Raw genomic sequence first — 23,488 nt, forward strand, 5'->3', positions numbered from 1 at the left:
ATAGACACCAATCGGCACGAAAAACGGGCGAGACGCATGACGCCCGCCCGTTCTGTTTTTCCCCGATACTCAGATGCAGCAGCGTCTCAGCGGTCGCTGATCGCTGCACGCGGATTGACCCACGGCTCCTGATTGGAACGGGGCAGAGGCTGCCTGTTCAGAATATGATCGGCGGCTTTCTCACCCGTCATGATCGATGGACCATTGAGGTTGCCATAGGTGACATGCGGGAAGATTGAGCTATCGGCTACCCGCAAGCCCTCAACGCCAATGACCCGGCATTCGGGATCGACAACGGCCATCGGATCATCCCGATCACCCATCTTGCAGGTGCCGCAAGGGTGGTAGGCGCTTTCCAGATGCTCGCGCAAGAAGGCATCAATATCCGCATCGGACTGGACGCCCTCGCCCGGCTGGATTTCCGGGCCGCGATAGTCGTCAAAGGCCTTCTGGCTGAAGATTTCCCGCGTCAGGCGAACGCAATGGCGGAATTTTTCCCAGTCTTCCGCATGGCTCATATAGTTGAAGCGGATCACCGGATCGTCGTTCGGATCGCTTGAGCGTAGCGTGACATTGCCCCGAGACTTCGACAGGTTGAAGCCGACATGCACCTGAAAACCATGGCTCTTTGCCGCCGCCTTACCATCATAGGAAATGGCGACGGGCAGAAAGTGGAACTGGATATCCGGCTGCTTCAGACCCGGCTCGGAGCGCAGGAAGGCGCAGGCCTCGAACTGGTTGGAAGCGCCAAGCCCACCCTTCGTCACCAGCCATTGCGCACCCGCCACACCCTGCCAGAACCACGGCAGCCATGAATAGAGCGAAACCGGCTTGGTGGAAACCTGCTGGAAATAAAACTCCATATGGTCCTGAAGATTTGCACCCACGCCGGGGCGATCGGCCTTCACCTCGATACCCATATCCTGCAAGTGCTTGGCCGGGCCAATGCCCGACAGCATCAACAGCTTGGGCGAATTGAAGGATGAGGCAGAGACGATGACCTCGCGGTTGGCGACGATGGTTTCCACCACGCCACGGCGCTCGATCTCGACACCCGTGGCACGGCCATTTTCTATGACGATCTTGCGGGCAAAGCCACGCACCAGTGTCACATTGCCGCGTTTCAGCGCGGGGCGCAGATAGGCGTTGGCGGCAGACCAGCGGCGGCCATTGTGGATGGTTTGCTCCATCAGGCCGAAGCCTTCCTGCTTGGAGCCGTTATAATCGTCCGTCAGCTCGAACCCGGCCTGCGCGCCCGCCTGCACGAATGCGTGGAACAGCGGGTTGGTGACGGGACCGCGTTTGACATGCAGCGGCCCATCCGTTCCGCGCCAGCCCTCCTCGCCGCCATGGCTCGTTTCCATGCGCTTGAAGTAAGGCAGCACATCCGCATAGGACCAGCCGCGCGCGCCAAGCTCTTCCCAACGGTTGAAATCTTCCGCATGGCCGCGAACATAAACCAGGCCGTTGATGGAGGACGAACCGCCAATGACCTTTCCGCGTGGCGCGGTGATGCGGCGATTGTTGAGGTTCGGCTCAGGCTCGGAATGGTAGCCCCAATTGTACCGCTTCATGCTCATGGGCCAGGCAAGGGCCGCTGGCATCTGGATGAATGGCCCGATATCCGAGCCGCCCGCCTCAATGACAACAACCGAATATTTGCCGTCCTCTGACAAGCGATAGGCCATGGCAGAGCCTGCCGAGCCCGAACCGACGATGACGAAATCTGCCTGCTGCATTTCACGTGTTCCCCACAGTCCCTGAAGGGCGGCACCGCCTCAAGCGGCCCGCCCCGAACCCCATCAATAAGGCGCTTCGACCTTGCCTGTTGCCACATACACGGTCTTCAACTCGCTATAATGACTGAGCGCTGCTGCCGAATTTTCACGGCCGAAGCCGGATTGTTTGGAGCCGCCGAAGGGCATTTCGACCGGGCAAAGATTGTAGGTGTTGATCCAGAGCGTGCCTGCCTCCAGCTGATCGACCACGCGGTGGGCGCGGGACATGTCGGCTGTGAAGACGCCGCCTGCGAGGCCGAATTCGGTGGCGTTGGCCCGGGCGATGACTTCCTCTTCATCATCGAAATCCAGAACGCACATGACGGGTCCGAAGATCTCCTCACGCGCAATGGTCATGCCGTCGGTCACATCGGCAAACACGGTTGGCTGCACATAGGCACCCTCACCCGCAACGTGGTTGGGAATGCCACCACCAGTGATGAGCGTCGCGCCCTCGGCCTTGCCCTTTTCGATATAGGCAAGCACCTTTTCCTGCTGCGCTTTCGATACCAGTGGGCCGATCTGCGTTGCCTCATCCATCGGGTCGCCAATCACCATGGCGTCGGTGCGGCTTTTCAGGTTTTCGAGGAAACGCTGCTTTGCGCCGCGCTGCACGAAAACGCGGGTGCCATTCGAGCAGACCTGTCCGGACGAGTAGAAATTGCCCAGCATCGCGCCGCCGACGGCGCTTTCAATATCGGCATCATCAAACACGATGAGCGGCGACTTGCCGCCCAGTTCCATGGTGACATGCTTGAGGTGACCGGCGGCGGCAGCCGCGACCTTGCGGCCTGTCGGCACCGAGCCGGTCAGCGAAACCTTGGCCACATCAGGGTGGTTGACGAGCAGCGGGCCTGTCTCCCGGTCTCCCTGAATGACGTTGAACAGGCCCTTGGGGAGACCCGCCGCGACCAGAATTTCGGCAATCTTCAACGCGCCGAGCGGTGTGTTTTCCGATGGCTTGAAAACCATGGCATTGCCAGCGACCAGCGCAGGAGCCGCCTTCCAGCAAGCGATCTGCTGCGGGTAGTTCCACGCGCCAATGCCCACACAGACGCCGAGTGGCACCCGCTTGGTGTAGGCGAAATCGCCGCCTAGCGGAATGTAATCGCCGTTGAGAGCCGAGGGCGCGATGCCGCCGAAGAACTCGAAGCAATCTGCGCCTGACGTCGCATCCGCAACAATGGTTTCCTGAATAGGCTTTCCGGTATCAAGCGTTTCCAGCTCGGAGAGTTCGCGGTTGCGGGCGCGGATGATATCTGCCGCACGGCGCAGGATGCGACCGCGTGCGGTTGGGCTCATCGTCGCCCATTCCTTTTGCGCCGCCTTGGCGCTGGCAATGGCGCGCTCCACAATGGCGGGCGTGGCGGCATGCAGCCGTGCAACGACTTCGCCGGTCGCGGGGTAAATGCTTTCAAACACAGTGCCTGCACTATCTTCGACGTAATCTCCATCGATGAAATGCGATGCTTTCGGCTGGGCTTTCAGTGTCATCTAAAGGTCCTCAAAGAATACGAATGGACGGCTTGGCGTCGGAAAAGGGTTTGAGCTGGGTGTCGAAATAATTCTCCACCAGAGCAGGCGCGGATGAATGACCGAGCGGCGCGGTGTGCAGGCTGTGGCGGATATAAAGACCGTCGATCAGGGCAGCCGCGCCTTCGGCAATCCGCGCCGCATCATCTGGCGGGCAAAGGCGGTTGAGACTATCCATGATGTTGGAGCGCAGACGCCGTGTGTAAATAACCAGCAGGCGGCGCATCTCTTCGGAACGCTGTGCCTCCATGTAAAAGGCAAGCCAGGCGGCAACCGTGTCATCGGAGAATTGTTCGCTCTGAAACGACACGCGAACGATGGCGCTCAGCCGTTCACGCGGCCCGGCCGCCCGGCTCAAGGCCGCGACCGCATCCTGCCCCAGGGTGCGCAACAAGCTGCGAATGGTTTCCAGAAGAAGCTGTTGCTTGCTGCCGAAATAATGATGCGCAAGCGCCGCCGAGACCCCTGCCTCGCGGGCAATATCGGACATGGTCACGTTCAGCGAACCATTCTGGCCGATGGCACGCAATGTGGCATCCATAAGCGCCTTTTTGCGCAGCGGTTCCATTCCAAGCTTCGGCATCATTGATCTCCTAAAACGACAATTTATTATTGATTGACTGATCAATCAATAATAAATTTCGCGACGCCTCCGGCCTTCCCCGTCGCGTCCAGCAAAAAGAATATTTCCCTTGGGAACGAAAAGCACACGCGGTTGTTTCTTCTCGTGGACGCACGCATGTGCTAATATTTCGATATTCAAATTCGCAGAGGATTGACCACCCGCGGATGTATAAAAAGGTCGTTGAGGGACATGCTTGAGATGATCGAGAGCGTCCCTAAAACAGGGAGAAACACGATGCCGATGGTAACAGTATCCATTTCCCCGGAGCAGGCTGCAAAGATGCGCGAGGCCGTTGATTGCGGGGAATACGCCTCAGGAAGCGAAGTTGTGCGCGCAGCTTTGCGGCTGTGGTTCGACACAAACAGTGCAACAAGACGTGCAAGGCGCGCACCATCAGAGACGGGCGAACATATGAATGTTGCCGATCTCTACGCCGCTCACGCTCTTAAAAAACACGGCTAACCATCTGCGCGCGTTCGCAATTGCTGTTTTAGCGCGTCGCCGAGCTGTCATAAATATTTCAACAAAGCTTCATCAACGCGAAAGTTTTTGTTGAGGAGTCTTCGCCATTCTCCACGCCTAAAAGTGCCCGCAAAATTATAAAACAGGGCGCAGTGGAGAGAATGAGCATGTCGACGGCAATCGACCCTGATGTGATCAGGCGGTTCGCAAGCGGGCAGATCGCGTCCATGGCCAAACTGGTTCTGGAAACTGCGTTTCAGCCCATCGTAGAAGTCACAACCGGCTCTGTTTTCGGCTACGAGTCGCTGATGCGGGGGTTCGACCGAATCGGATTTTCCAATCCGCTGGAGCTTTTGGACCAGATCGAGGCCGACGGCCAGCTTGTCACAGTCGAGCAGATGCTGGCCGGACGTGCGCTGGCAAAGTTTTCAACACTCACTGATTTTCAAACCGCGACACTCTTTCTCAACCTTGATGTGCGGCTCATCCCCCATGGCGACCGCATTCTCGACAAGCTTCTGGAACACCTCGCCAAGGCATCCATCCCGCCATCATCCATCTGCTTTGAACTGTCAGAACGTTTCGACAATACCAGCGTGCCAGAATTTGCGGCGCTGATTGCCCGGATGCGCAAGGAAGGTTTCAAGCTGGCCATTGACGACTTCGGCGTCGGCCATGGCGAAATGAAGCTGCTGTGCGAATATCCGGTCGATTATCTCAAGATCGACCGCTATTTCATCGAAGGCGTGGACCGTAATCCGCGCAAGCGGCATCTGGTCAAGAACATCGTCAACATCGCGCATGTTCTGGGTGTGCGGGTCATCGCGGAAGGCATTGAGACCGAGGCCGAGTTTCTGGCCTGTCGTGAACACGGCGTGGACCTCGTTCAGGGCTGGTTCATCTCTCGCCCCACGACCTTCGTCAGCGAACTGCAGAGCGCCTTCCCGCATCTTCAACATTTGGGCGAGACACGCCGCAGCAGCCAGACGCTGGACGAGATCCTCATTCGTCGCCAGATCGAGCGGTTGCCGACGGTCTATGAAAATGACACGATCGACAGTGTGTTCGAGTTGTTTCGCCGCAATCCGGCGCAGGCTTTCTTTCCGGTTCTCAACGCCAATGGCGAGCCGCGCGGCGTCATCAACGAACACCATCTCAAGGAATATATCTACCAGCCGTTTGGACGCGATCTGCTGAAGAACAAGGTCTATGAGCGGACCATTTCGCACTTCGTCGATGGTGCACCGATTGTGGGGCTGGATGCCGACGCCGACCAGTTGATGAATGTGTTTGCCAATACCGGCGGCAGCGCCTGCGTTATCCTGACGGAAAACATGCGCTATATCGGTGTGGTTTCTGCGGCATCTCTCATCAAGGTCATCAATGAGAAGCAGTTGAAGCTGGCGCAGGAGCAGAACCCGCTGACCGCCCTGCCCGGCAACCGCGCCATCAGCAACTTCATTGAAGACAGTTGCAGCGACAGCGATGAGGACAGGTTCTTCTGCTATTGCGACTTCGACAATTTCAAACCCTTCAACGACAAATACGGCTTCCATGTCGGCGACCACTCGATCAGCCTGTTTTCGGCGCTGATGAAACGCTATTTCTTCTCCGGTGATTGTTTCCTCGGCCACATTGGCGGGGATGACTTTTTCATCGGCGTGCGGGACTGGACGATGGATGAAGTCACCGAAATTCTCGAGCGTCTGCTCGGTGACTTCCATGACGATGTGGTTGATCTCTATTCCGAAGAAGACCGCGCGGCCGGGCTGATCCTGGGTCACGACCGGTTCGGCAATGAACGGGAATTTGCCTTGCTGCGCTGCTCCATCGGCGTTCTGCAACTGCCAAAGGGGCTCATTATCGGCAACCCTGAACGGATCAGCAGCGAGATTGCCGCCATCAAGAAGGCCGCAAAGGAAAGCGAGTCCGGGCTGGTGATCCGCACTTACGGCGCATAGGGTACGCCAAGAGAATTGCCTTCGCGGCAAAACGCCTCCTTCCATATTAGCGGCGTCTCGAATAGGTTTCCGCCACTGAAACAAAAGGAGGCCCGTCATGACTTTGCCCGAGACGATGCGATTTGTAGACCTGCCAAGCTTCGGCGCGCCTGAGGTGATGACCTTTGCAACCGGCCCTCTTCCCACGCCAAAGCCGGGTGAAATTCTGGTGAAGGTGCAGGCGGCAGGCATCAACCGGCCGGATGTGGCGCAACGCCAGGGAGCCTACCCGCCACCGAAGGATGCAAGCCCGGTTCTGGGTCTGGAAATTTCCGGCGAGATCGTCGCGCTTGGCGATGGCGTTACCGAATTCAGCATTGGAGACCATGTTTGCGGCCTCGCCAATGGCGGCGGATATGCGCAATATTGCGTGATACCGGTGGGTCAGGCACTGCCCTTTCCCAAAGGGTATGACGCGGTGAAAGCCGCAGCCCTGCCCGAAACATTCTTTACCGTCTGGGCCAACCTCTTCCAGATGGCGGGGCTGACCGAAGGCGAGAGCGTATTGATCCACGGCGGCAGCAGCGGCATCGGCACGACGGCCATTCAGCTGGCCAAGGCATTTGGCGCCGAGGTCTACACCACAGCCGGCTCGAAGAAAAAATGCGACGCCTGCGAAAAGATCGGCGCTAAGCGTGCGATCAACTACCGCGAGGAAGATTTCGCTGAGGTCATCAAGGCCGAGACCGGCGGCAAGGGCGTCGATGTCATTCTGGACATGATCGGCGCGTCCTATTTTGAGAAGAACCTGGCATCACTTGCCAAGGACGGCTGCCTGTCGATCATCGCGTTCCTCGGCGGCAACATCACCGAAAAGGTGGACCTGCGCCCCATCATGGTGAAGCGCCTGACCGTAACAGGATCCACCATGCGCCCACGCACCGCAGACGAAAAGCGCGCAATTCGTGACGAGCTGGTATCGCAGGTCTGGCCGCTGCTGGAAGCAGGCACCATCGCCCCCGTCATCCACGATGTCATCGACTTCGACCACGTGGCAGAGGGACACCGGCTGATGGAATCCAGCAACCACATCGGCAAGATCGTGATGCGGGTTTCGTGAGCCAGCGGCGCGGAAAGCTCTGGCGGTTTCTCCGCCTGAGCTTTTGATGGTTGAGCCCTTGCAATCTCGCCGAATCGTATTACCTTCTACTCATGTTCAACGTAGTGAAAGGAAGGTGATCCAATGTCTAATGAGATTTCGGTCTTCGTAGCAGGCAATGGAAAGGATTTGATTTTGACGAGGCAGCCCTCGGCTTGATCCGCCTTCCAGCGGGACGTTGCTAAACGTTTCCAGGTCTGAAACAAGACCAAACTCATGGAAGGGCCGCCACAAGCGGCCCTTTTCCTATTTCTGGCTTTAGGCGCAAGGCTTACTTGCGGAACACTTTCCAGCGGGTTGGGCGGAAGCGGACTTGGTTGCCGACGGCCACTGTGGCATCGAGCGGCACTTCGATTTCCAGATGATGGGGCTCGTGGCCATTATTGGCGATATCGATTTCAGCGATACGCGTTCCGGCCAGCCGACGACAAATCGTGACCTTGCCGTAGAGCGCATCGGCATCGTCGGTCAGAACCACATCTTCCGGGCGGAAGAACAGTTCTCCGTCCCCTTCGCAGGCATCACGCAGGCCGATATTTTCACCCTGAAACAGCATGTGGCCATCGCGGACCGTGACCGGCAGGTTGGAGGAATCCCCGATGAAGGAGAAGACGAAGGGTGAGTTGGGCGTATCATAGACATCATCGGCCGTGCCGACCTGCTCTATCTTGCCCTGGCTCATGACGACCACGCGGTCTGCCAGCTCCAGCGCCTCTTCCTGGTCATGGGTCACGAAAACCGTGGTGTGGCCGGTGCGATCGTGAAATTCACGCAGCCAGCGGCGAAGCTCCTTGCGCACCTTGGCATCCAGCGCGCCGAATGGCTCATCCAGCAACAGAACTTTCGGTTCGATGGCAACGGCGCGAGCAAGCGCCACGCGCTGGCGCTGCCCGCCGGAAAGCTGGGTGGGATAGCGTTTCTCAAGGCCTGACAGATGCACCATATCCAGCAGATCGGACACGCGCTTGCGGATCTCCGATTTCGCCGGGCGGGTGGCGGATGGCCGGACTTTGAGGCCGAAAGCGATATTATCGGCAACGGTCATGTGGCGGAACAGGGCATAGTGCTGAAACACGAAGCCGACATTGCGCTCCTGAACCGTGCGGTGCGAGGCATCTTCATCGCCGAAAAATACCTGCCCGCTGGTGGGCTGTTCCAGACCGGCGATGAGGCGCAGAAGCGTGGTCTTGCCGGATCCGGATGGCCCGAGCAGCGCAATCAACTCGCCGGAGCGAATATCCAGCGAGACATTGTCCAATGCGGGAAAGCGATCAAACTGCTTTGTGATGTTGGTAACTTTGACGTCCATGGACATGCCCTTCAATGCTTGCCGGCGGCGTTGCCCGCGCCAAAGCGTATTTCAAGAATGGTTTTGAGAACAAGCGTGACCAGCGCAAGGCCCGCCAGCAATGTTGCCACCGCAAAGGCTGCGCCGATATTGTACTCATTGTAGAGGATTTCGACATGCAGTGGCATGGTGTTGGTTTCGCCCCTGATATGGCCTGAGACCACAGACACGGCACCGAACTCGCCCATGGCGCGGGCGTTGCACAGCAGCACGCCGTAAAGCAGGCCCCATTTGATGTTGGGCAGGGTAACGAACCAGAAGGTCTGCCAGCCGGATGCACCGAGCGATATGGCTGCTTCTTCATCGCCCGTTCCCTGATCCTGCATCAGCGGGATCAACTCACGCGCAACGAAGGGAAAGGTGACGAAGATGGTGGCGAGCACGATGCCCGGCACCGCAAACAGGATTTCGATGCCACAGCTTTTCAGAAACGGTCCGAGCACACTGTGGGATGAAAACAGGATGACGTAGACCAGGCCCGAAATGACTGGCGAGATGGAGAATGGCAGGTCAATAAGCGTGATGAGGAACGCCTTGCCCTTGAATTCGAACTTGGCGATGGCCCATGCGGCGGCCACGCCGAAGACGATGTTGAGCGGCACCGATATAGCCGCAACAAGCAGCGTGAGGCGAATGGCCGAGAGCGCGTCCGGCTCGATGATCGATTCCCAGAAATATTCGCCACCCTTGCGGAACGCTTCCACAAAGACCGCGACTAGCGGCAGGACGAGAAACAGCGCCAGAAACAGGAAGGCTATGCCGACCAGAACGAGCTTTGCCGAAAAACCTTCGCTTGCGGGATCGCGGAAGGGTTTGGACGAGAGTGTGCGGGCTTGATCAGGCATAACCGTACCTCTTGCGGCTCCAGGCCTGAATGAGATTGATGACGAAGAGCATGGAGAAGGAAATGATCAGCATGATGGTGGCGATGCCGGTGGCGGCGGGATAGTTGAATTCTTCCAGCCGGATCACAATTAGAAGCGGTGCAATTTCCGACACATAGGGAATGTTACCGGCGATGAAGATGACGGAGCCGTATTCTCCTACGCCACGTGCAAAGGCCAGTGCAAAGCCGGTGAGAATGGCGGGGGTCAGGCCCGGCAGCAGAATGCGGGTGATGGTCTGGAAACGGTTTGCGCCAAGCGTTGCGGCAACCTCTTCCACCTGCCGATCGATCTCTTCCATAACCGGCTGCACCGTGCGCACGACGAAGGGCAGGCCGATGAAGATGAGCGCGATGACGATGCCCGTTGGGGTGAACGCGATCTTGATGCCGAAGGGCTCGAACATCTGCCCCACCCAGCCACGGTTGGAATAAAGCGCCGTCAGCGCAATGCCGGCAACGGCTGTGGGCAGCGCGAACGGCAGATCGACGATAGCATCCACGAAGCGGCGGCCGGGGAAGCGATAGCGTACCAGCACCCAGGCGATGAGCACGCCGAAGACCGCATTGACGAGGGCCGCTAGAAACGCTGTGGTGAAGCTGATGCGCAGGGCATTCAGCGTGCGGCTGTCTGTCGCGATGGCGAAGAACTCTGCGAGCCCCAGCTGTGCCGTGGACCAGACCAGACCGCCGAGCGGTATCAGAATAATCAGAAACAGATAGGTGATGGTGTAACCAAGTGTCAGGCCGAATCCCGGCAGGACGCTGGATTGGCGCCACTTCCACTTTGTGGGCGATTGCGTATTGCTCATCAAGGCTCCGGGTATATGGGGGCCATCCTCAGCCGCCCTCTTATGCGCCATCAACCGGCCTCAAGGCCGGTTGATCGTGTCTTCGGTCCGAAACGAGCAATTGCCCTGTTCGGAGTGGCCCATCATCCGCTTAGTTGGCGGGCTTGTAAATCTGGTCGAAGATGCCGCCATCACCGAAATGCTCCGGCTGCGCTTTCGCCCATCCGCCAAACTGCGGGTCATCAATGGTGACGAGCTTAATGTCAGGCAGTTGCTTCAGCAGATCCTTCGAGACAACGGAAGGATTGGACGGACGGTAGAAGTGCTTGGCCGCAATGTTCTGTCCCTCGTCGGAATAGAGATATTGCAGATAAGCCTCGGCAGCCTTGCGGGTGCCCTTTTCATCGACATTCTTGTCCACCACGGCCACCGGTGGCTCTGCGAGAATGGAGATGGGCGGAACGACGATTTCAAACTCGTCCTTGCCGAATTCCTCACCAGCCAGATAGGCTTCGTTTTCCCATGCCAGCAGCACATCACCGATTTGGCGCTGCGCAAAGGTTACGGTGGAGCCGCGTGCGCCCGTATCCAGCACCGGAGCGCGCTTATAGAGGTCGCCGACATAGGCCTTGATCTTGTCCTGATCGCCCTTGAACTCTTCGTTTGCCCAGGCCCAGGCCGCGAGGTAGTTCCAGCGCGCGCCGCCCGATGTCTTCGGGTTTGGCGTGACGATCTGGATATCGCCCTTTACCAGATCACCCCAATTGTGGATGCCCTTGGGGTTGCCCTTGCGAACGAGGAACACAATGGTGGATGTGTAAGGCGCGGAATTGTTCGGCAGGCGCGAGCGCCAATCGGCATTGATCTTGCCGCTGTTCTTGACGATGGCGTCAATATCGCTCTGAAGTGCCAGCGTGACGACATCGGCCTCAAGACCATCGATCACCGAGCGAGCCTGCTTGCCAGAGCCGCCATGCGACTGCTGGATCCTGACATCCTCGCCGGTATCGGCTTTCCACTTCTTCGCAAAGGCTGCGTTGAAGTCCTTGTAGAGTTCGCGCGTCGGATCATAGGAAACGTTCAAAAGCTTGGTATCCGCTGACGCCGTTGCAACTGTTCCCAGTGTGAAAGACAGGCTTAGCGCAATCGCGCTCAGGCTGGAAAGAAGTTTGGACATCGATACCCTCCTTATGGTGCGCTTCTAACACTAGCGGGAAAGCCCCGACGGTCAATCAGGTCAGACGCAATCGCAAAAGTGTTTCCATTGCAGTTGCTTAACCCGCAACAAACACGCCGCCGCACTGCCAAACCACGCAACAGGGCGCGTGGAAAACAAATGCGACGCGCAAAACCAGTTCGGATTTTACCCATTTTCGCGCTCTGAATTCGGATATTTTTTGGTCGATGGAAATTTTTTGCCGACTTGTGCCAGTCCGCCAGCAGCTCTTGATATGTCCACGTGACATCGTCTTGCGATCTCGGCGGGACCATGCGCCGTTGGGCGTCTTTTGCGCAGATTGACCGCACACGAGAGATATTTGCTCTCTCTCCATGCGCACAAGAATAGCCATTCCTGTCCAAGCGGGGCGAATTCAGGGATATTTTGTTCAACAGTGTATGGAACCCGCGAAATGACCATCAGCACCTCGCCGCATGAATTTTCCAGCCATAATATCGCATCCCTCGACGGACAGCTCGCCAGCCTTGATCTTGAAGGTCGGCTCGCATTTGTGGCGGGTCTGGGTGGACGAACCGTTTTCACGACCAGCCTTGGCATTGAAGACCAGGTGATAACAGCCGCCATTGGCACGCACCGTTTGCCAGTTGATGTCGCCACGCTGGAGACGGGGCGTCTGTTTGCCGAGACGCTCAATCTGATCAGCGAGACGGAAGACCGTTACGGCATCACGATTGAACGCTTCTGTCCCACCCAGGATGATATTGACGCCTATGCGGCGAAGTTCGGCCTGAACGGCTTTTACGACAGCGTAGAAGCCCGCCATGCCTGCTGTCATGTGCGCAAGCTCGTGCCGCTTGCCAACGCGCTGGATGGCGCTAGCTTCTGGGTAACCGGCCTTCGTCGCGGCCAATCCGGCAACAGGGCAACAACGCCGTTTGCGGAATTTGATGCCGAGCGCAATCTGATCAAGATCAATCCGCTTGCGGACTGGGATATCGACCGGATCAACGCGCATGTCGCGGCGGAAAATATTCCCGTCAATCCTCTCCACGCGCGCGGCTACCCATCCATTGGCTGCGAGCCCTGTACCCGCGCCATCAAGCCCGGCGAAGCAGAACGCGCTGGCCGCTGGTGGTGGGAGAATGACGAAAAACGCGAATGCGGTCTGCATGTGGCCGAGGCCTCCCAAGCCTCCACCATCCCAACCGCCTCACAACGATCCTAGAGATTTCGATTTATCAGAGTGCCGGAGTTTACAATGACCAAAGCAGTTCCGGAAACGGAAGGCAGCAATGTCACTACACCAAAGCAGCCGCTCGACCCCCATCTGAAGGCGCTGGAAAACGAAGCCATTCATATTTTCCGCGAGGTCGCGGCAGAATTTGACCGCCCGGTCATGCTCTATTCCATCGGCAAGGATTCGTCCGTGCTGCTGCATCTTGCGCGCAAAGCTTTCTTCCCCGGCCGCATTCCCTTCCCGCTGCTGCACGTCAATACCGGCTGGAAGTTCAAGGAAATGATCACGTTTCGGGATGAGATCGTCAAAACATACGATCTTGACCTCATTTCCTATACCAACCCGCGTGGCGCGAGCGAAAACGTGACGCCGTTCAGCCATGGTTCGGCGCTTTACACCGACATCATGAAGACGGAAGCGCTGCGTCAGGCGCTGGATGCGGGCAAGTTCGATGCCGCCTTTGGTGGTGCGCGCCGCGATGAGGAAGCCAGCCGCGCCAAGGAGCGCATTTATTCCTTCCGCACGCCCGACCATAAATGGGACCCGCGCAACCAGCGCCCGGAACTGTGGAACATCTATAACGGCATGGTTCGTCAGGGCGAAAGCGTTCGCGCCTTCCCGCTGTCCAACTGGACCGAGGTCGATATCTGGCGCTACATCCAGGCGGAGAGCATTCCGCTTGTGCCGCTCTATTATGCCAAGAACCGCCCTTACGTGGAGCGCGATGGCATGATGATTCTGGCGGAAGACGAGCGTCTGGAACTTCAGCCGGGCGAAGTGGTGCAGGAAGGCATGATCCGCTTCCGCACATTGGGCTGCTTCCCGCTGACGGGTGCCATCAACTCCCATGCAACCACGCTGGATGAGGTGATTTCAGAGCTTGAGATCGCCACCGTTTCCGAGCGACAGGGCCGCGCCATCGACCGTGACCAGTCCGGTTCCATGGAAAAGAAAAAGCGCGAAGGATATTTCTGATGAGCCAGACCAGCACTGCGCAATCCGCAACCATTCTGCCCTTTGTGGAACATGTAAAGTCTGTCAAGGATACGCGTCCGCTGCGCCTCATCACCTGCGGCAGCGTGGACGACGGAAAATCCACACTGATCGGCCGTCTGCTTTGGGACACCAAGGCGGTGAAGGAAGATCAGGCCGCCACATTGCACCGCGACAGCGGTAAGCAGAACGATCTCGGCCTTCCCGATTTCGCGTTGCTTTTGGACGGTCTTCAGGCGGAACGCGAACAGGGCATCACCATCGATGTTGCCTATCGCTATTTCGCCACCGACAAGCGCGCCTTCATCGTGGCCGACACGCCCGGCCATGAGCAATATACCCGCAACATGGCAACGGGCGCATCGACGGCGGATCTGGCTGTTCTTCTGGTCGATGCCCGCACCGGCATTCTGGAACAGACCCGCCGCCATGCGACTATTGCAGCCCTGATGGGCATTCGCCAATTCGTTCTGGCCGTCAACAAGATCGACCTGACGGATTACGACAAGGCAGGCTTTGAGCTGATCGCCCACGACTTCCGCGAGTTTGCGCTGTCGCTGGGCATCAAGCAGATTACCGCCATTCCCATGTCGGCGCTGAAGGGCGAAAATGTCGTGCATTCCGGCAAGGCCGCCATGCCGTGGTATGAAGGCCAGACACTGGCTGAAACGCTGGAGCTTGCAACATCCCGCTCCACCCAAACCGGCGGCTTCCGCTTGCCCGTCCAGCGCGTTTCCCGCCCCGGCGAGAGCTTTCGCGGGTACCAGGGGACGGTTGCCGGTGGCGCTGTGAAGCCGGGTGATTCCGTCGTTATCCTTCCATCCGGGATGGTGGCCAACGTCAAGCAGATCGTAACCTTCGACCTGGTACGCAATGCCGCCGTTGCAGGCGATGCGATTACGCTTGTTCTTGATCGACAGGTGGATGTTTCGCGCGGTGACATGATCGTTTCGATCGAGGCGCAGCCGCAGACAGGCCATGCCTTCGATGCGCAGATCGTGGCGCTTCAGCCCGGTGGCATCGAACCCGGCAAGCGCTACTGGCTGAAAAGCGGCAGCCGCCGCCAGCGGGTTTCCGTACAGCCGATAACGCAGCTGGACCTGAAGAACGGTCAATGGCTTGCCCACACCGACACGCTTGCCATGAACGCCATCGGCAAGGTTCGCCTGTCCTTCGACGAGACGGCGATCTTCGATCCCTATGAGCAAAACCGCTCGACTGGCTCGTTCATTCTGATCGATGCCGACACCAACAACACTGTTGCTGGCGGCATGATTTTGAACAGACGCACCGATACGGGCAAGATTGCGCAGGGCGAACGGGTGATCCTTTCCCTCCCCGCCGATCTGGCCGAGGCGCTTCTGGCCAGCGAACAGCTTTCCAGCCGCCGCGACGAAATCGAGCTTCGCCGCACAAGTTCGGCAACGGCCTCAAGGCTGCTGGACCAGCTGGATTAAGCCAGAAACAAAAGGAGGCGCCGGATTATCCGGCGCCTCCCTAAGATCAATGACTATCTCGACTGCCTAAGCGGCTTTACGATGATCGTTTGACGGAAAACGAGCCGCCTTCCATATTTCTTACACTGAGCGTGCTGCCATCGGCGCTGAGTGAAACATAATCGATGTTTCCACCATTCCACTTCATTGCGCCCGTTCCATTCGCCATCGGGAACCAAGCACCCGCCTTTGTACCACCAGCCTCGAATGAGAAGTTGCTGGCGAAGTTGATTTTTTGACCGGTATCTGTTTCCCAACCGCCCGTGAGCGGACCAAGCTTGGGGAAAAATCTCTCCGTGCCTGAAATATTGGTGATGACACAGGCAATACGATCTGGCCTGCCCGGACGGGTTATGGTTGCTACCAGGCGGTAGTCCGGAGAAATTGTCTTGAACAATGCAAGCCACTGACCGGGATGGAAAACAGAGCAATGGCTGTGTCCATCATCATAGCAGGCAATCACGTGATAGTTGAAGCGTGCCGCTTCATGGAGCTTTTTAATCAGCGCCGGCAAGGCATGCGGTTCGAAATGCTCGAGAACATCTGCCGAAACACAAACGCTTCCGTTTGGAATCTCATCCTTTAGAACGTCTGTTGTGCGGAACTCGACATTGTCAGGAATGACCGCGAGCTGGGGCGCGCGCGCCCAATCAAGACCGACGACATTGGGAACGAGAGGGGCGATCTTGCGTAGGAAGCGGCCATTTCCACAGCCGACTTCGACCACGACCTCAGGCTTGACGGACGAGATGACGTCGCAATGATCGACCAGCCAATTGTTGTCCTGATAACCTCGGTCATGATCGTGCAGGCGCTGATAATCATTGGCCGTGCGGTTTTTGTGAGCGAGTGTCGGGTCCATACCTGCGGCATAGGCCGAACTCATGATCTCCACTTCCACCTGACGCTTCAACTCTGGCGATCGCATCGCGGTCACAGCCATTTCCGCATAGGCAGAATATGCAGAACGAATGGTTCCACCGAGTACAGCTTCACCAACACTTGCGGCCATGCCTCCCTCATGCAGGCGCATAGCGACTTCTGTCGCGGCCGCAATTGCATTCGCAGATGCTGGAGATGACGCGTCCTGAGACCCGGACTGGGAAGCCAGCTGCTTTTCAAGCCGAGCTGCCAGTTCAACGGCCTGTGTCGCCACTTCGCGCAGGCGTGCAGTCTCGGCTTGCGCCTCAGCCAGGGAAGCGCTGAGCGCACTTCCCTCATGAGATGAGGTTGCGTCCCTCTCGCTTGCGCCTGACTTCACAACGGCAGATACGCCAACCAAAGCACGGCTGACTTGCCGCTCTATGGTGTTGGTATCGTAAATCGAGAAGCAGCATTGCTCGAGATAATAGTTCAGAAACTGCGCCATCCATGCGGCGTTATCGGGAAGCTCTGGAGCAAATGCTGCATCGAGTTCTTCAAGCGAAGAAATCGGCGTCGTCGCAAGCTCATACTCGCTTGATGCGAAGGAGAACACCGGCTTCAAATACATCAACGCCTCCATTCCCACGCCGGAATTTGCAACGATGACAGCACGGCAGCCTTCAAGGTGCTGATGGATGGAAGCATTGGATATGACGACGGAAGAGAATGCCTTTTGCACCTCTCCCAACACCTGAGCGACCACAGAAGACCGGCACAAAGGATGCCTCTTCAAAACCAGGGCGTAGCCGCTCTGTTGCGCCATCTCGGCTGCACGAACAATGACGTCAAACGGGTTCAGACGGCAGAATTCACTGACAGGATCATCGATAAGCTGCAGCGGAAAGTAAACATAGGGCCGATCAAGCGTGAAAGCCTCTGCCGACTGGCTGTATTTCGACGCATTACGACTGCGCAGCTTTTCTTTCAACCGCTGAACATAGGCAAGGCTTGCATTTGGCTCGCAGCCCCTGATGCGAGACATATGGGAGGCCGGAAACTTTGCGAGCGAACTCCAGCCTGAGAAGCCGTTCGGATCGAAGGAGTACCAGCCAGCGATAGGCGTTTCCTTGATGCGCCAGACATTCCGCTCTGTACCGATGGAATGATAGGAAAAAACAACACCATTCGGACGCGGGCGGCGCGGAACGTCATGCATTCCATGGGCCACAGGCTTCAAATGAACATCGATGGGACGCGATGCGAGAACGCTGCACAGTTGCGAGAACATCGCGCGGTGACGCTCACCATCGAGCTGTGACGGAAACCAGGTGACCGGCACCTCAAGATCGACCGGAATTCTATCGAGTTCCGCTGCGGCTAGCGGAGAATGCTGGGACATCAAAGTAACAGGAGAATTCATTCTTACCACCAATCCTATTTGCAGCGTCTTTACCTGCAGAAAATACAGCCTTGTTTAATGCTCTAGTCTTGCCCCGAACTGGCGAATTCCATCAGATAAACTGGTCGAGGTAGGTGGAAAGATCGAAAGCTGCATCTTTTCGCGCAAGAGGCTCGCCGAAGCGTGGATCAAAGCGAAGCCAGGCGCGCGGGCCATCGTCACGCGTGGGGATTTCGCGGGTGATGCGGTCTTTCAGCGCCTGCGGCAGGAGTTCAACGATCTCGTTGCCAACGATTGGATCCAGGATGATAGGCAGGTCGCTGAAGGCGGCCGCTTCTTTCGCCGCAACTACGAGGCCGGCGATTTTCCTGATCGTGTCGCTTGTCGTATCCTTCAACACCACAGTCTGGTAGGCAGCCATGCGGTTGTAGAGAATGTAAGCTTCTGGCCAGTTGCGCGCATCGATATGCAGCCGCAATGCGACGCCCTGCCTGTGAAGCATGAATTCCGTCAGACGGCGGAAGAAATCGTCACGCTCATGCGTGGATGGCACCTTGTCCTTCCACATCTGCGCCGCCAGATATTCTATGCCACCGCGATAGGTATCCCATTGGAACATGCACTCGTTGTTGCCCTGCTGCATTCTGGGGTCGTCAGAGATCGCAGTCACGCGCGCAAACGGCTCCGGCATGAAGAGGATGTCGGCCTTGTCGAGCGCGCGGGCGGTGTAAAGGTAAGCCCAGAAAATGAATGGGGTCGCACTGGATATGGATTTCGCCAGCACATCGCGACGAACAATCAGAAACTCTGGAAAGACGTGGTGATTGAAGACAAAGCTGAGGAGTGACGAGAAATCGCCCCTGGAGTGGCGGGTTGGGCCCGGTATACGATAGAAGGGGCCGATATCACGTTGACCGCCCCGCGCATCAACCAGCAACCACGGCGCCTGCACCATGCCGATGCCGGGCTCGGCCTCCATGATCTCGACATATTGCTTGACCTTTTCCGGGATCAGCAGGTCATCATCGCCCAGGAACACGGCGTAGCGGCCGCGCGCGCGGCGCATGGCAAAAGCGTAGTTGCTGACGAAACCGGAATTCTTGATTCTTCTGTACGGGCTGACTTCGGGAATATCCGCCAGCGTCTTGATATAGTCGGCGGTGCCATCGGTCGAGCAGTCATCGACAACAACAATCTCGAATGACATGCCAAGCCTGCGGAACCATTCCAGATGGAAATTGATATTCCTCTCAAGCAAAAACTGCCTGTTATAGGTCGGCACACATATTGAAAGCAGGATTTCTGAACTGGACATTGCGACGGCCGCCTGTTGCATGACGAGTGAACATCAATCAACGGCAAAATTCACACTGACAGCGGCCAACGCGCTGGGCCGCAGTCACCGGGAAGCTTCAAGCCCGCAGACGGATGCAAGGTGAGTCTTTCTACTCTGCAAGAGCCACCCTTTTAAAAGAAGCTTTCCAGATATCCTTGACGGTATACAAGCCTCGGCTTTCGCGAAGCTTATGTATCACCCCACCTACAACGGCGTTCTGGATGGCAATATTTGGCTCTCGGATGAGCCTGAAGAGCGCAACCAACTTCAAGCGAAGTCTTAGCGATACACTTAAAACAAAACGGCCACGCCGCAGTGTATAAACCTGAGGCATGACCGTATTGATCTTAATTCGCTAGTGGCTGCGATGATTTACAGCCCGTTCTTCGACTAGAAGAAGAACATATAGAGCAGGACGATAACGACGAGGGGCACACCCATTGCCCACAGAACCAGACCTTTTAACATGATAGTCTCCTTTATACCTGTGGACCTAACGGAACTCAGGGGCAAAGGTTCCTTGTCGACGTATCCCGGTGGCGTGATCCCGCCGCTTCAGGGCGCGATCGTTACAAAAAAGCAATTGTGGCAAAAAATATTCATTTGCGCCAATGTCGGCACTGCCGCACCGCCGTAAATCTGCTAGGGGACATCATCTCCCATCTCTCAGACACCGCTTACAAAGGAAATTTCCATGCGTTTTCGCAGCTTAACATTGGCAGGGCTGGCGATTGCCCTTTCCGCCTGCACCACGACCACACCTTCATTGGCACCTAAAAGCGCTGTTGAAACGCGCTGGGTCGGCCAGTCTGCAGGCGTGTTCTTTGCCAAGTTTGGCCCGCCGCTGACTGACGTCACCAATGGCAGCACGACGACCTACACATGGCGTGGTGGTTTCAGAAACGCGAAGATTCCTGCCAAGTTCGAAGAAGGCAAGGACGGAAAGCGCGGACGCCAGATTTCGGCTGCACGCAATGCAAGCCTTTCCTGCACAGTGCAGATCGTTGTTGGCGGCGACTACAAGATCAATTCCGTTCGCACCGTTTCCGACCGTCCCGGCGTCAACGGCCCGAGCTATTGCGCAGAGTTTCTCGCAGGCGAATAAGGCCTGAGCCACTGCTTCTCAAAGCCCGCCGATTTTTGGATCAGGCGGGCTTTTTTATGGCCTTTGTTTGGTCTGCGCCGAGGCTTGGAAAGGTCGATATTCGCAAAAAGGCATGGTCGCACATCAGATATGCACATAGCGCAAGCCTATGGTTTCAATCGATTAGATGCCTATTAGCTTCTGCCGCAACTCCGCTTGCGTTCCATAAGGCGAACAGGCCTATGACACGGAAAAATAAGGCAAAATGTCGCAGCCTTGAGTTCTGAAACGTCGTTTGCGAAATTTTTCACGGGAAGCTGCATTTTCTGAGCTTACGTAAGCCGGGGCTGACCCTTGGCCCCTCCCCGAGTTGTCTTACAGCTATCGATGCGTTATTGCGCCGCACAAATTGAAGATTATCAATTAGTTTAGGAAAAGACGTGAGCAGAAACGACAAGGGCAAAGGCCTGACAACCGAATTCTCGAACAACGACTTTACCATGAACCGTCGCCAGGTGCTTGGCACGGCGTTTGCGGGCCTTGCGGCTGCCGCGCTGCCGGGCGCGCCTGCACTGGCGCAGGCTGCCGACAAGCAGGTTGATGTCCTGTTGATTGGCGGCGGCATTATGAGCGCGACGCTTGGCGTCTGGCTGCACGAGTTGGAGCCGAACTGGTCCATCGAAATGCTGGAGCGCCTTGATGCGGTTGCATTGGAAAGCTCCAACGGCTGGAACAATGCAGGCACCGGTCACTCCGCGCTTGCCGAGTTGAACTATACGCCAGAAACCGCCAATGGCGGCATCGACATTTCCAAGGCCATCGAAATCAACGAGGCGTTCCAGATTTCGCGCCAGTTCTGGGCATGGCAGGTGCGCAATGGCGTTTTGAAGAACCCGCGCTCCTTCATCAACCACACTCCGCATATGAGCTTTGTCTGGGGCGAGGAAAACATCGCCTATCTTGAAAAGCGCTATGAGGCGCTTAAGGCCAGCCCGCTTTTTGCCGGGATGCAGTATTCCAGCGACCCGGAACAGATCAAGAAATGGGTTCCGTTGATGATGGAGGGTCGCGACCCGAACCAGAAAATCGGCGCGACATGGTCTCCGCTCGGCACCGACATGGAATTTGGCGAAATCACCCGCCAGTTTGTTGCTCACCTGCAAACGCAAAAGTCTTTCAACCTTCAGACATCAAGCGAAGTCACCGCCATCGAACGCAACAGCGATGGCACATGGCGCGTGACATATAGCAACCTCAAGGATGATTCCGAGCGCACGGTTGATGCCAAGTTCGTCTTCGTTGGTGCAGGCGGCGGTGCCATCCATCTGTTGCAGATGTCCGGCATTCCTGAAGGCGAAGCCTATGGCGGCTTCCCGGTCGGGGGCTCGTTCCTCGTCAACGAAAACCCTGACGTGACCATGCTGCATCTGGCCAAGGCCTATGGCAAGGCATCGGTCGGTTCTCCGCCCATGTCCGTTCCTCACCTCGACACGCGCGTCATTGGCGGCAAGCGCGTCGTGCTGTTTGGACCATTCGCGACCTTCTCCACGAAGTTCCTGAAGGAAGGCTCTTATTTCGATCTGATGACATCAACCACGATGAGCAATGCGTGGCCAATGATGAGCGTTGGAATCGATGAGTATCCGCTGGTGGAATATCTGGCCGGTCAGTTGATGATGTCTGATGACGACCGTTTCGCTGCGTTGCAGGAATATTTCCCCGGCGCCAAACAGGGTGAGTGGCGCCTGTGGCAGGCGGGCCAGCGCGTGCAGATCATCAAGCGCGATGCGGAAAAGGGCGGCGTGTTGAAGCTCGGCACCGAAATCGTCAGCGCCAAGGATGGCAGCATCGCGGCTCTGCTGGGTGCATCTCCAGGCGCATCGACTGCGGCTCCCATCATGCTCAACGTGCTGGAGAAGGTTTTCAAGGACAAGGTCGCTTCGCCAGAGTGGCAGGCCAAGATCCGCGAAATCGTTCCAAGCTACGGCACGAAGCTGAATGCCGACCCCGAAAAGGTCATGCAGGAATGGGCTTACACAAGCGAGCACCTGCAGCTTCCGACCCCGCCGCAGATCGACATGACAGCCATCAATGCAGGCAACGGCGCAGCCGTTGGTGAGCCAGCTGCAAAGCGCCCCGACATGGCGCTCTAAGCCAGCATCAGCTTTACAGAATGACAAAAGGCACGTCGTGGGACGTGCCTTTTTTATTGGAGAGCGTCGCAGGCCTTAGCCAGTGGAGCCGCTTTTCAGCTGTTGCTCCGGTGGCCGTGGCGTCGGCACGGGCAGATCCGTGGCGGTGGCCCAGGTGGTGATTGTCCGAACCTGTCCTGATGTCTGGGGTTTCAGGAAGGTTTCGTGGCCCGGCAGCCCCATGGGGTAAAGCGCTTCACGCTCGGCCTCATAGGCGACGCTCTTGTCCGTGCAAAGCCGGATGCGCATATCCTGCGGTGCCACATCGCTGCGGTTTTGAATGGCTTCCAGCGAACCGGACGCCGGAAGCTTGCCGTCGAAAGCCTCCGTCAGATATTTGGCGGCGCGTTCGTTGCGCTCGCGCTCCGTCGTCGCGCCAAGGATCACGACCATCACGCGCTTGCCATTGCGGGTGGCAAGACCAACGTAGTTTCGGCCCGAGGCACAAAGAAAGCCGGTTTTCATTCCGACGGTTCCATCAAAGCTGGTCAGCAAGGCATTGTTGGATTTGATCTCCTTGCCATCGATGATGACGGCAGATCCCTGGAAGAAACGGCTATATTCCGGATAGGCTTGCTCGATCTCCATGCCGAGAATGGCCAGATCGCGCGCCGTGGAATAGTTGCTGCGGTCAAACAAACCATTTGGGCTTGCGAAATGCGTGCCTGTCATTCCAAGGCGTTGCACCTGCGCATTCATGCGCTGAATGAACGCAGCCTCGCTCGGCGCAACTGCCTCCGCCAAAGCCACGGCGACATCATTGGCAGACGCCGTCAGTGCTGCATAAAGCGCGTCTTCAAGCGTCATGGTTCGGCCAAAGGTCAGTCCGGATTCGAGGAAGGCCTGCTTGGTTGCGTTGCGCGTCATCATTACGGGAGTGGAAAGGGTGACTTCACCGGCCCGCAGCGCTTCGAACACCACCAACGCCGTCATCAGCTTGGTGGTGGATGCAGGATACCACGGCACGCCCGCGTCTTCCTGATAAAGGACCTGGCGGCTGGCGGTATCGACAACCAGAACCGGCGTGGCATTGGCAGTTCCCGCAGCCAGAAGGCACGTGGCGACAACAATCCGTGCCCACAAATGTTGAGCCAATTTGGGTTTCATCAAGCGTCGGTCTCCAAGCCTGTCATATCAGGTGTTCGTCTGCGCGGTTTTCCGACACCTGCATAAATCCCTGAGAGGGAA

General features: G+C 57.3%; 18 protein-coding genes. 8 read left to right on the forward strand and 10 right to left on the reverse strand.

The window, feature by feature from the left end; genetic code table 11:
* Positions 1–86: 86 nt before the first annotated feature.
* The 3 genes from betA to betI all read right to left on the reverse strand — a co-directional run bounded on the left by betA (position 87) and on the right by betI (position 3,894).
* Complete coding sequence (gene betA, locus IFT53_RS01530; RefSeq protein ID WP_192063592.1) at positions 87–1,739, reverse strand: choline dehydrogenase; 1,653 nt, start codon at positions 1,737–1,739, stop codon at positions 87–89.
* A 63-nt stretch (positions 1,740–1,802) separates the two neighbouring features.
* Entirely contained in the window at positions 1,803–3,266 is a 1,464-nt protein-coding gene (gene betB / locus IFT53_RS01535) for a betaine-aldehyde dehydrogenase (protein WP_192063862.1), read from the reverse strand.
* A 16-nt stretch (positions 3,267–3,282) separates the two neighbouring features.
* Positions 3,283–3,894 carry a transcriptional regulator BetI gene (gene betI, locus IFT53_RS01540; protein WP_192063591.1) on the reverse strand — a complete coding sequence of 204 codons (612 nt, stop codon included), beginning with the start codon at positions 3,892–3,894 and terminating at the stop codon, positions 3,283–3,285.
* Between the two features lie 276 nt (positions 3,895–4,170).
* On the opposite strand from betI, the gene IFT53_RS01545 reads away from it, so the two are divergent.
* The 3 genes from IFT53_RS01545 (at position 4,171) to IFT53_RS01555 (ending at position 7,458) form a co-directional block, all read left to right on the forward strand.
* Positions 4,171–4,398 (forward strand): ribbon-helix-helix domain-containing protein, encoded by a 228-nt coding sequence (locus IFT53_RS01545; protein WP_192063590.1) that lies wholly within the window; start codon positions 4,171–4,173, stop codon positions 4,396–4,398.
* A gap of 161 nt (positions 4,399–4,559) precedes the next feature.
* Positions 4,560–6,359 carry a GGDEF domain-containing protein gene (locus IFT53_RS01550; RefSeq protein WP_192063589.1) on the forward strand — a complete coding sequence of 600 codons (1,800 nt, stop codon included), beginning with the start codon at positions 4,560–4,562 and terminating at the stop codon, positions 6,357–6,359.
* Positions 6,360–6,456: 97 nt separating this feature from the next.
* Complete coding sequence (locus IFT53_RS01555; RefSeq protein WP_192063588.1) at positions 6,457–7,458, forward strand: NAD(P)H-quinone oxidoreductase; 1,002 nt, start codon at positions 6,457–6,459, stop codon at positions 7,456–7,458.
* A 310-nt stretch (positions 7,459–7,768) separates the two neighbouring features.
* Here IFT53_RS01555 and IFT53_RS01560 read toward each other — a convergent pair whose 3' ends face one another.
* The 4 genes from IFT53_RS01560 to IFT53_RS01575 all read right to left on the reverse strand — a co-directional run bounded on the left by IFT53_RS01560 (position 7,769) and on the right by IFT53_RS01575 (position 11,696).
* A complete protein-coding gene (locus IFT53_RS01560) occupies positions 7,769–8,806 on the reverse strand; it encodes a sulfate/molybdate ABC transporter ATP-binding protein (RefSeq protein WP_042618443.1) in 1,038 nt (345 codons plus the stop codon).
* An 11-nt stretch (positions 8,807–8,817) separates the two neighbouring features.
* A complete protein-coding gene (gene cysW, locus IFT53_RS01565) occupies positions 8,818–9,690 on the reverse strand; it encodes a sulfate ABC transporter permease subunit CysW (RefSeq protein WP_192063587.1) in 873 nt (290 codons plus the stop codon).
* Positions 9,683–10,540 (reverse strand): sulfate ABC transporter permease subunit CysT, encoded by an 858-nt coding sequence (cysT, locus tag IFT53_RS01570; protein WP_192063586.1) that lies wholly within the window; start codon positions 10,538–10,540, stop codon positions 9,683–9,685. The genes cysW and cysT overlap by 8 nt, the downstream gene beginning before the upstream one ends.
* Positions 10,541–10,670: 130 nt before the next feature.
* The gene (locus IFT53_RS01575; protein WP_243256495.1) at positions 10,671–11,696 is read right to left on the reverse strand and encodes a sulfate ABC transporter substrate-binding protein; all 1,026 of its coding nucleotides are present in this window, start codon (positions 11,694–11,696) and stop codon (positions 10,671–10,673) included.
* Positions 11,697–12,150: 454 nt separating this feature from the next.
* On the opposite strand from IFT53_RS01575, the gene IFT53_RS01580 reads away from it, so the two are divergent.
* Genes IFT53_RS01580 through cysN form a run of 3 tightly spaced genes read left to right on the forward strand, consistent with a single transcriptional unit; the run spans position 12,151 to position 15,386 of the window.
* Positions 12,151–12,924, forward strand: coding sequence for a phosphoadenylyl-sulfate reductase (locus tag IFT53_RS01580; protein ID WP_192063585.1), 774 nt, complete (start codon positions 12,151–12,153; stop codon positions 12,922–12,924).
* 33 nt (positions 12,925–12,957) lie between these two features.
* Positions 12,958–13,911: a sulfate adenylyltransferase subunit CysD gene (cysD, locus tag IFT53_RS01585; protein WP_042618220.1), complete on the forward strand. Its 954-nt coding sequence runs from the start codon at positions 12,958–12,960 to the stop codon at positions 13,909–13,911.
* Positions 13,911–15,386: a sulfate adenylyltransferase subunit CysN gene (cysN, locus tag IFT53_RS01590; protein ID WP_192063584.1), complete on the forward strand. Its 1,476-nt coding sequence runs from the start codon at positions 13,911–13,913 to the stop codon at positions 15,384–15,386. The genes cysD and cysN overlap by 1 nt, the downstream gene beginning before the upstream one ends.
* A 76-nt stretch (positions 15,387–15,462) precedes the next feature.
* Here cysN and IFT53_RS01595 read toward each other — a convergent pair whose 3' ends face one another.
* A complete protein-coding gene (locus IFT53_RS01595; protein WP_192063583.1) occupies positions 15,463–17,709 on the reverse strand; it encodes a capsular polysaccharide export protein, LipB/KpsS family in 2,247 nt (748 codons plus the stop codon).
* A gap of 91 nt (positions 17,710–17,800) precedes the next feature.
* Complete coding sequence (locus tag IFT53_RS01600; RefSeq protein WP_162196028.1) at positions 17,801–19,003, reverse strand: glycosyltransferase family 2 protein; 1,203 nt, start codon at positions 19,001–19,003, stop codon at positions 17,801–17,803.
* Positions 19,004–19,718: 715 nt separating this feature from the next.
* On the opposite strand from IFT53_RS01600, the gene IFT53_RS01605 reads away from it, so the two are divergent.
* Entirely contained in the window at positions 19,719–20,129 is a 411-nt protein-coding gene (locus IFT53_RS01605; RefSeq protein ID WP_042618216.1) for a hypothetical protein, read from the forward strand.
* Positions 20,130–20,608: 479 nt separating this feature from the next.
* The gene (gene mqo, locus IFT53_RS01610) at positions 20,609–22,261 is read left to right on the forward strand and encodes a malate dehydrogenase (quinone) (RefSeq protein ID WP_192063860.1); all 1,653 of its coding nucleotides are present in this window, start codon (positions 20,609–20,611) and stop codon (positions 22,259–22,261) included.
* Positions 22,262–22,336: 75 nt separating this feature from the next.
* Here mqo and IFT53_RS01615 read toward each other — a convergent pair whose 3' ends face one another.
* Complete coding sequence (locus IFT53_RS01615) at positions 22,337–23,407, reverse strand: D-alanyl-D-alanine carboxypeptidase family protein (protein ID WP_192063582.1); 1,071 nt, start codon at positions 23,405–23,407, stop codon at positions 22,337–22,339.
* Between the last annotated feature and the right edge of the window lie 81 nt (positions 23,408–23,488).

Origin of the sequence: Rhizobium sp. CFBP 13644, assembly GCF_014842165.1 — a bacterium.
Taxonomy (GTDB): Bacteria; Pseudomonadota; Alphaproteobacteria; order Rhizobiales; family Rhizobiaceae; genus Agrobacterium; species Agrobacterium tumefaciens_C.

Coding starts and splice junctions, on each gene's coding strand:
- betA (WP_192063592.1), bottom strand. CDS start 1,739: ATGCAGCAGGCAGATTTCGTCATCGTCGGTTCGGGCTCGGCAGGCTCT.
- betI (WP_192063591.1), bottom strand. CDS start 3,894: ATGCCGAAGCTTGGAATGGAACCGCTGCGCAAAAAGGCGCTTATGGAT.
- IFT53_RS01545 (WP_192063590.1), top strand. CDS start 4,171: ATGCCGATGGTAACAGTATCCATTTCCCCGGAGCAGGCTGCAAAGATG.
- IFT53_RS01550 (WP_192063589.1), top strand. CDS start 4,560: ATGAGCATGTCGACGGCAATCGACCCTGATGTGATCAGGCGGTTCGCA.
- IFT53_RS01555 (WP_192063588.1), top strand. CDS start 6,457: ATGACTTTGCCCGAGACGATGCGATTTGTAGACCTGCCAAGCTTCGGC.
- IFT53_RS01560 (WP_042618443.1), bottom strand. CDS start 8,806: ATGGACGTCAAAGTTACCAACATCACAAAGCAGTTTGATCGCTTTCCC.
- cysW (WP_192063587.1), bottom strand. CDS start 9,690: ATGCCTGATCAAGCCCGCACACTCTCGTCCAAACCCTTCCGCGATCCC.
- cysT (WP_192063586.1), bottom strand. CDS start 10,540: ATGAGCAATACGCAATCGCCCACAAAGTGGAAGTGGCGCCAATCCAGC.
- IFT53_RS01575 (WP_243256495.1), bottom strand. CDS start 11,696: ATGTCCAAACTTCTTTCCAGCCTGAGCGCGATTGCGCTAAGCCTGTCT.
- IFT53_RS01580 (WP_192063585.1), top strand. CDS start 12,151: ATGACCATCAGCACCTCGCCGCATGAATTTTCCAGCCATAATATCGCA.
- cysD (WP_042618220.1), top strand. CDS start 12,958: ATGACCAAAGCAGTTCCGGAAACGGAAGGCAGCAATGTCACTACACCA.
- cysN (WP_192063584.1), top strand. CDS start 13,911: ATGAGCCAGACCAGCACTGCGCAATCCGCAACCATTCTGCCCTTTGTG.
- IFT53_RS01595 (WP_192063583.1), bottom strand. CDS start 17,709: ATGAATTCTCCTGTTACTTTGATGTCCCAGCATTCTCCGCTAGCCGCA.
- IFT53_RS01600 (WP_162196028.1), bottom strand. CDS start 19,003: ATGTCCAGTTCAGAAATCCTGCTTTCAATATGTGTGCCGACCTATAAC.
- IFT53_RS01605 (WP_042618216.1), top strand. CDS start 19,719: ATGCGTTTTCGCAGCTTAACATTGGCAGGGCTGGCGATTGCCCTTTCC.
- mqo (WP_192063860.1), top strand. CDS start 20,609: ATGAACCGTCGCCAGGTGCTTGGCACGGCGTTTGCGGGCCTTGCGGCT.
- IFT53_RS01615 (WP_192063582.1), bottom strand. CDS start 23,407: ATGAAACCCAAATTGGCTCAACATTTGTGGGCACGGATTGTTGTCGCC.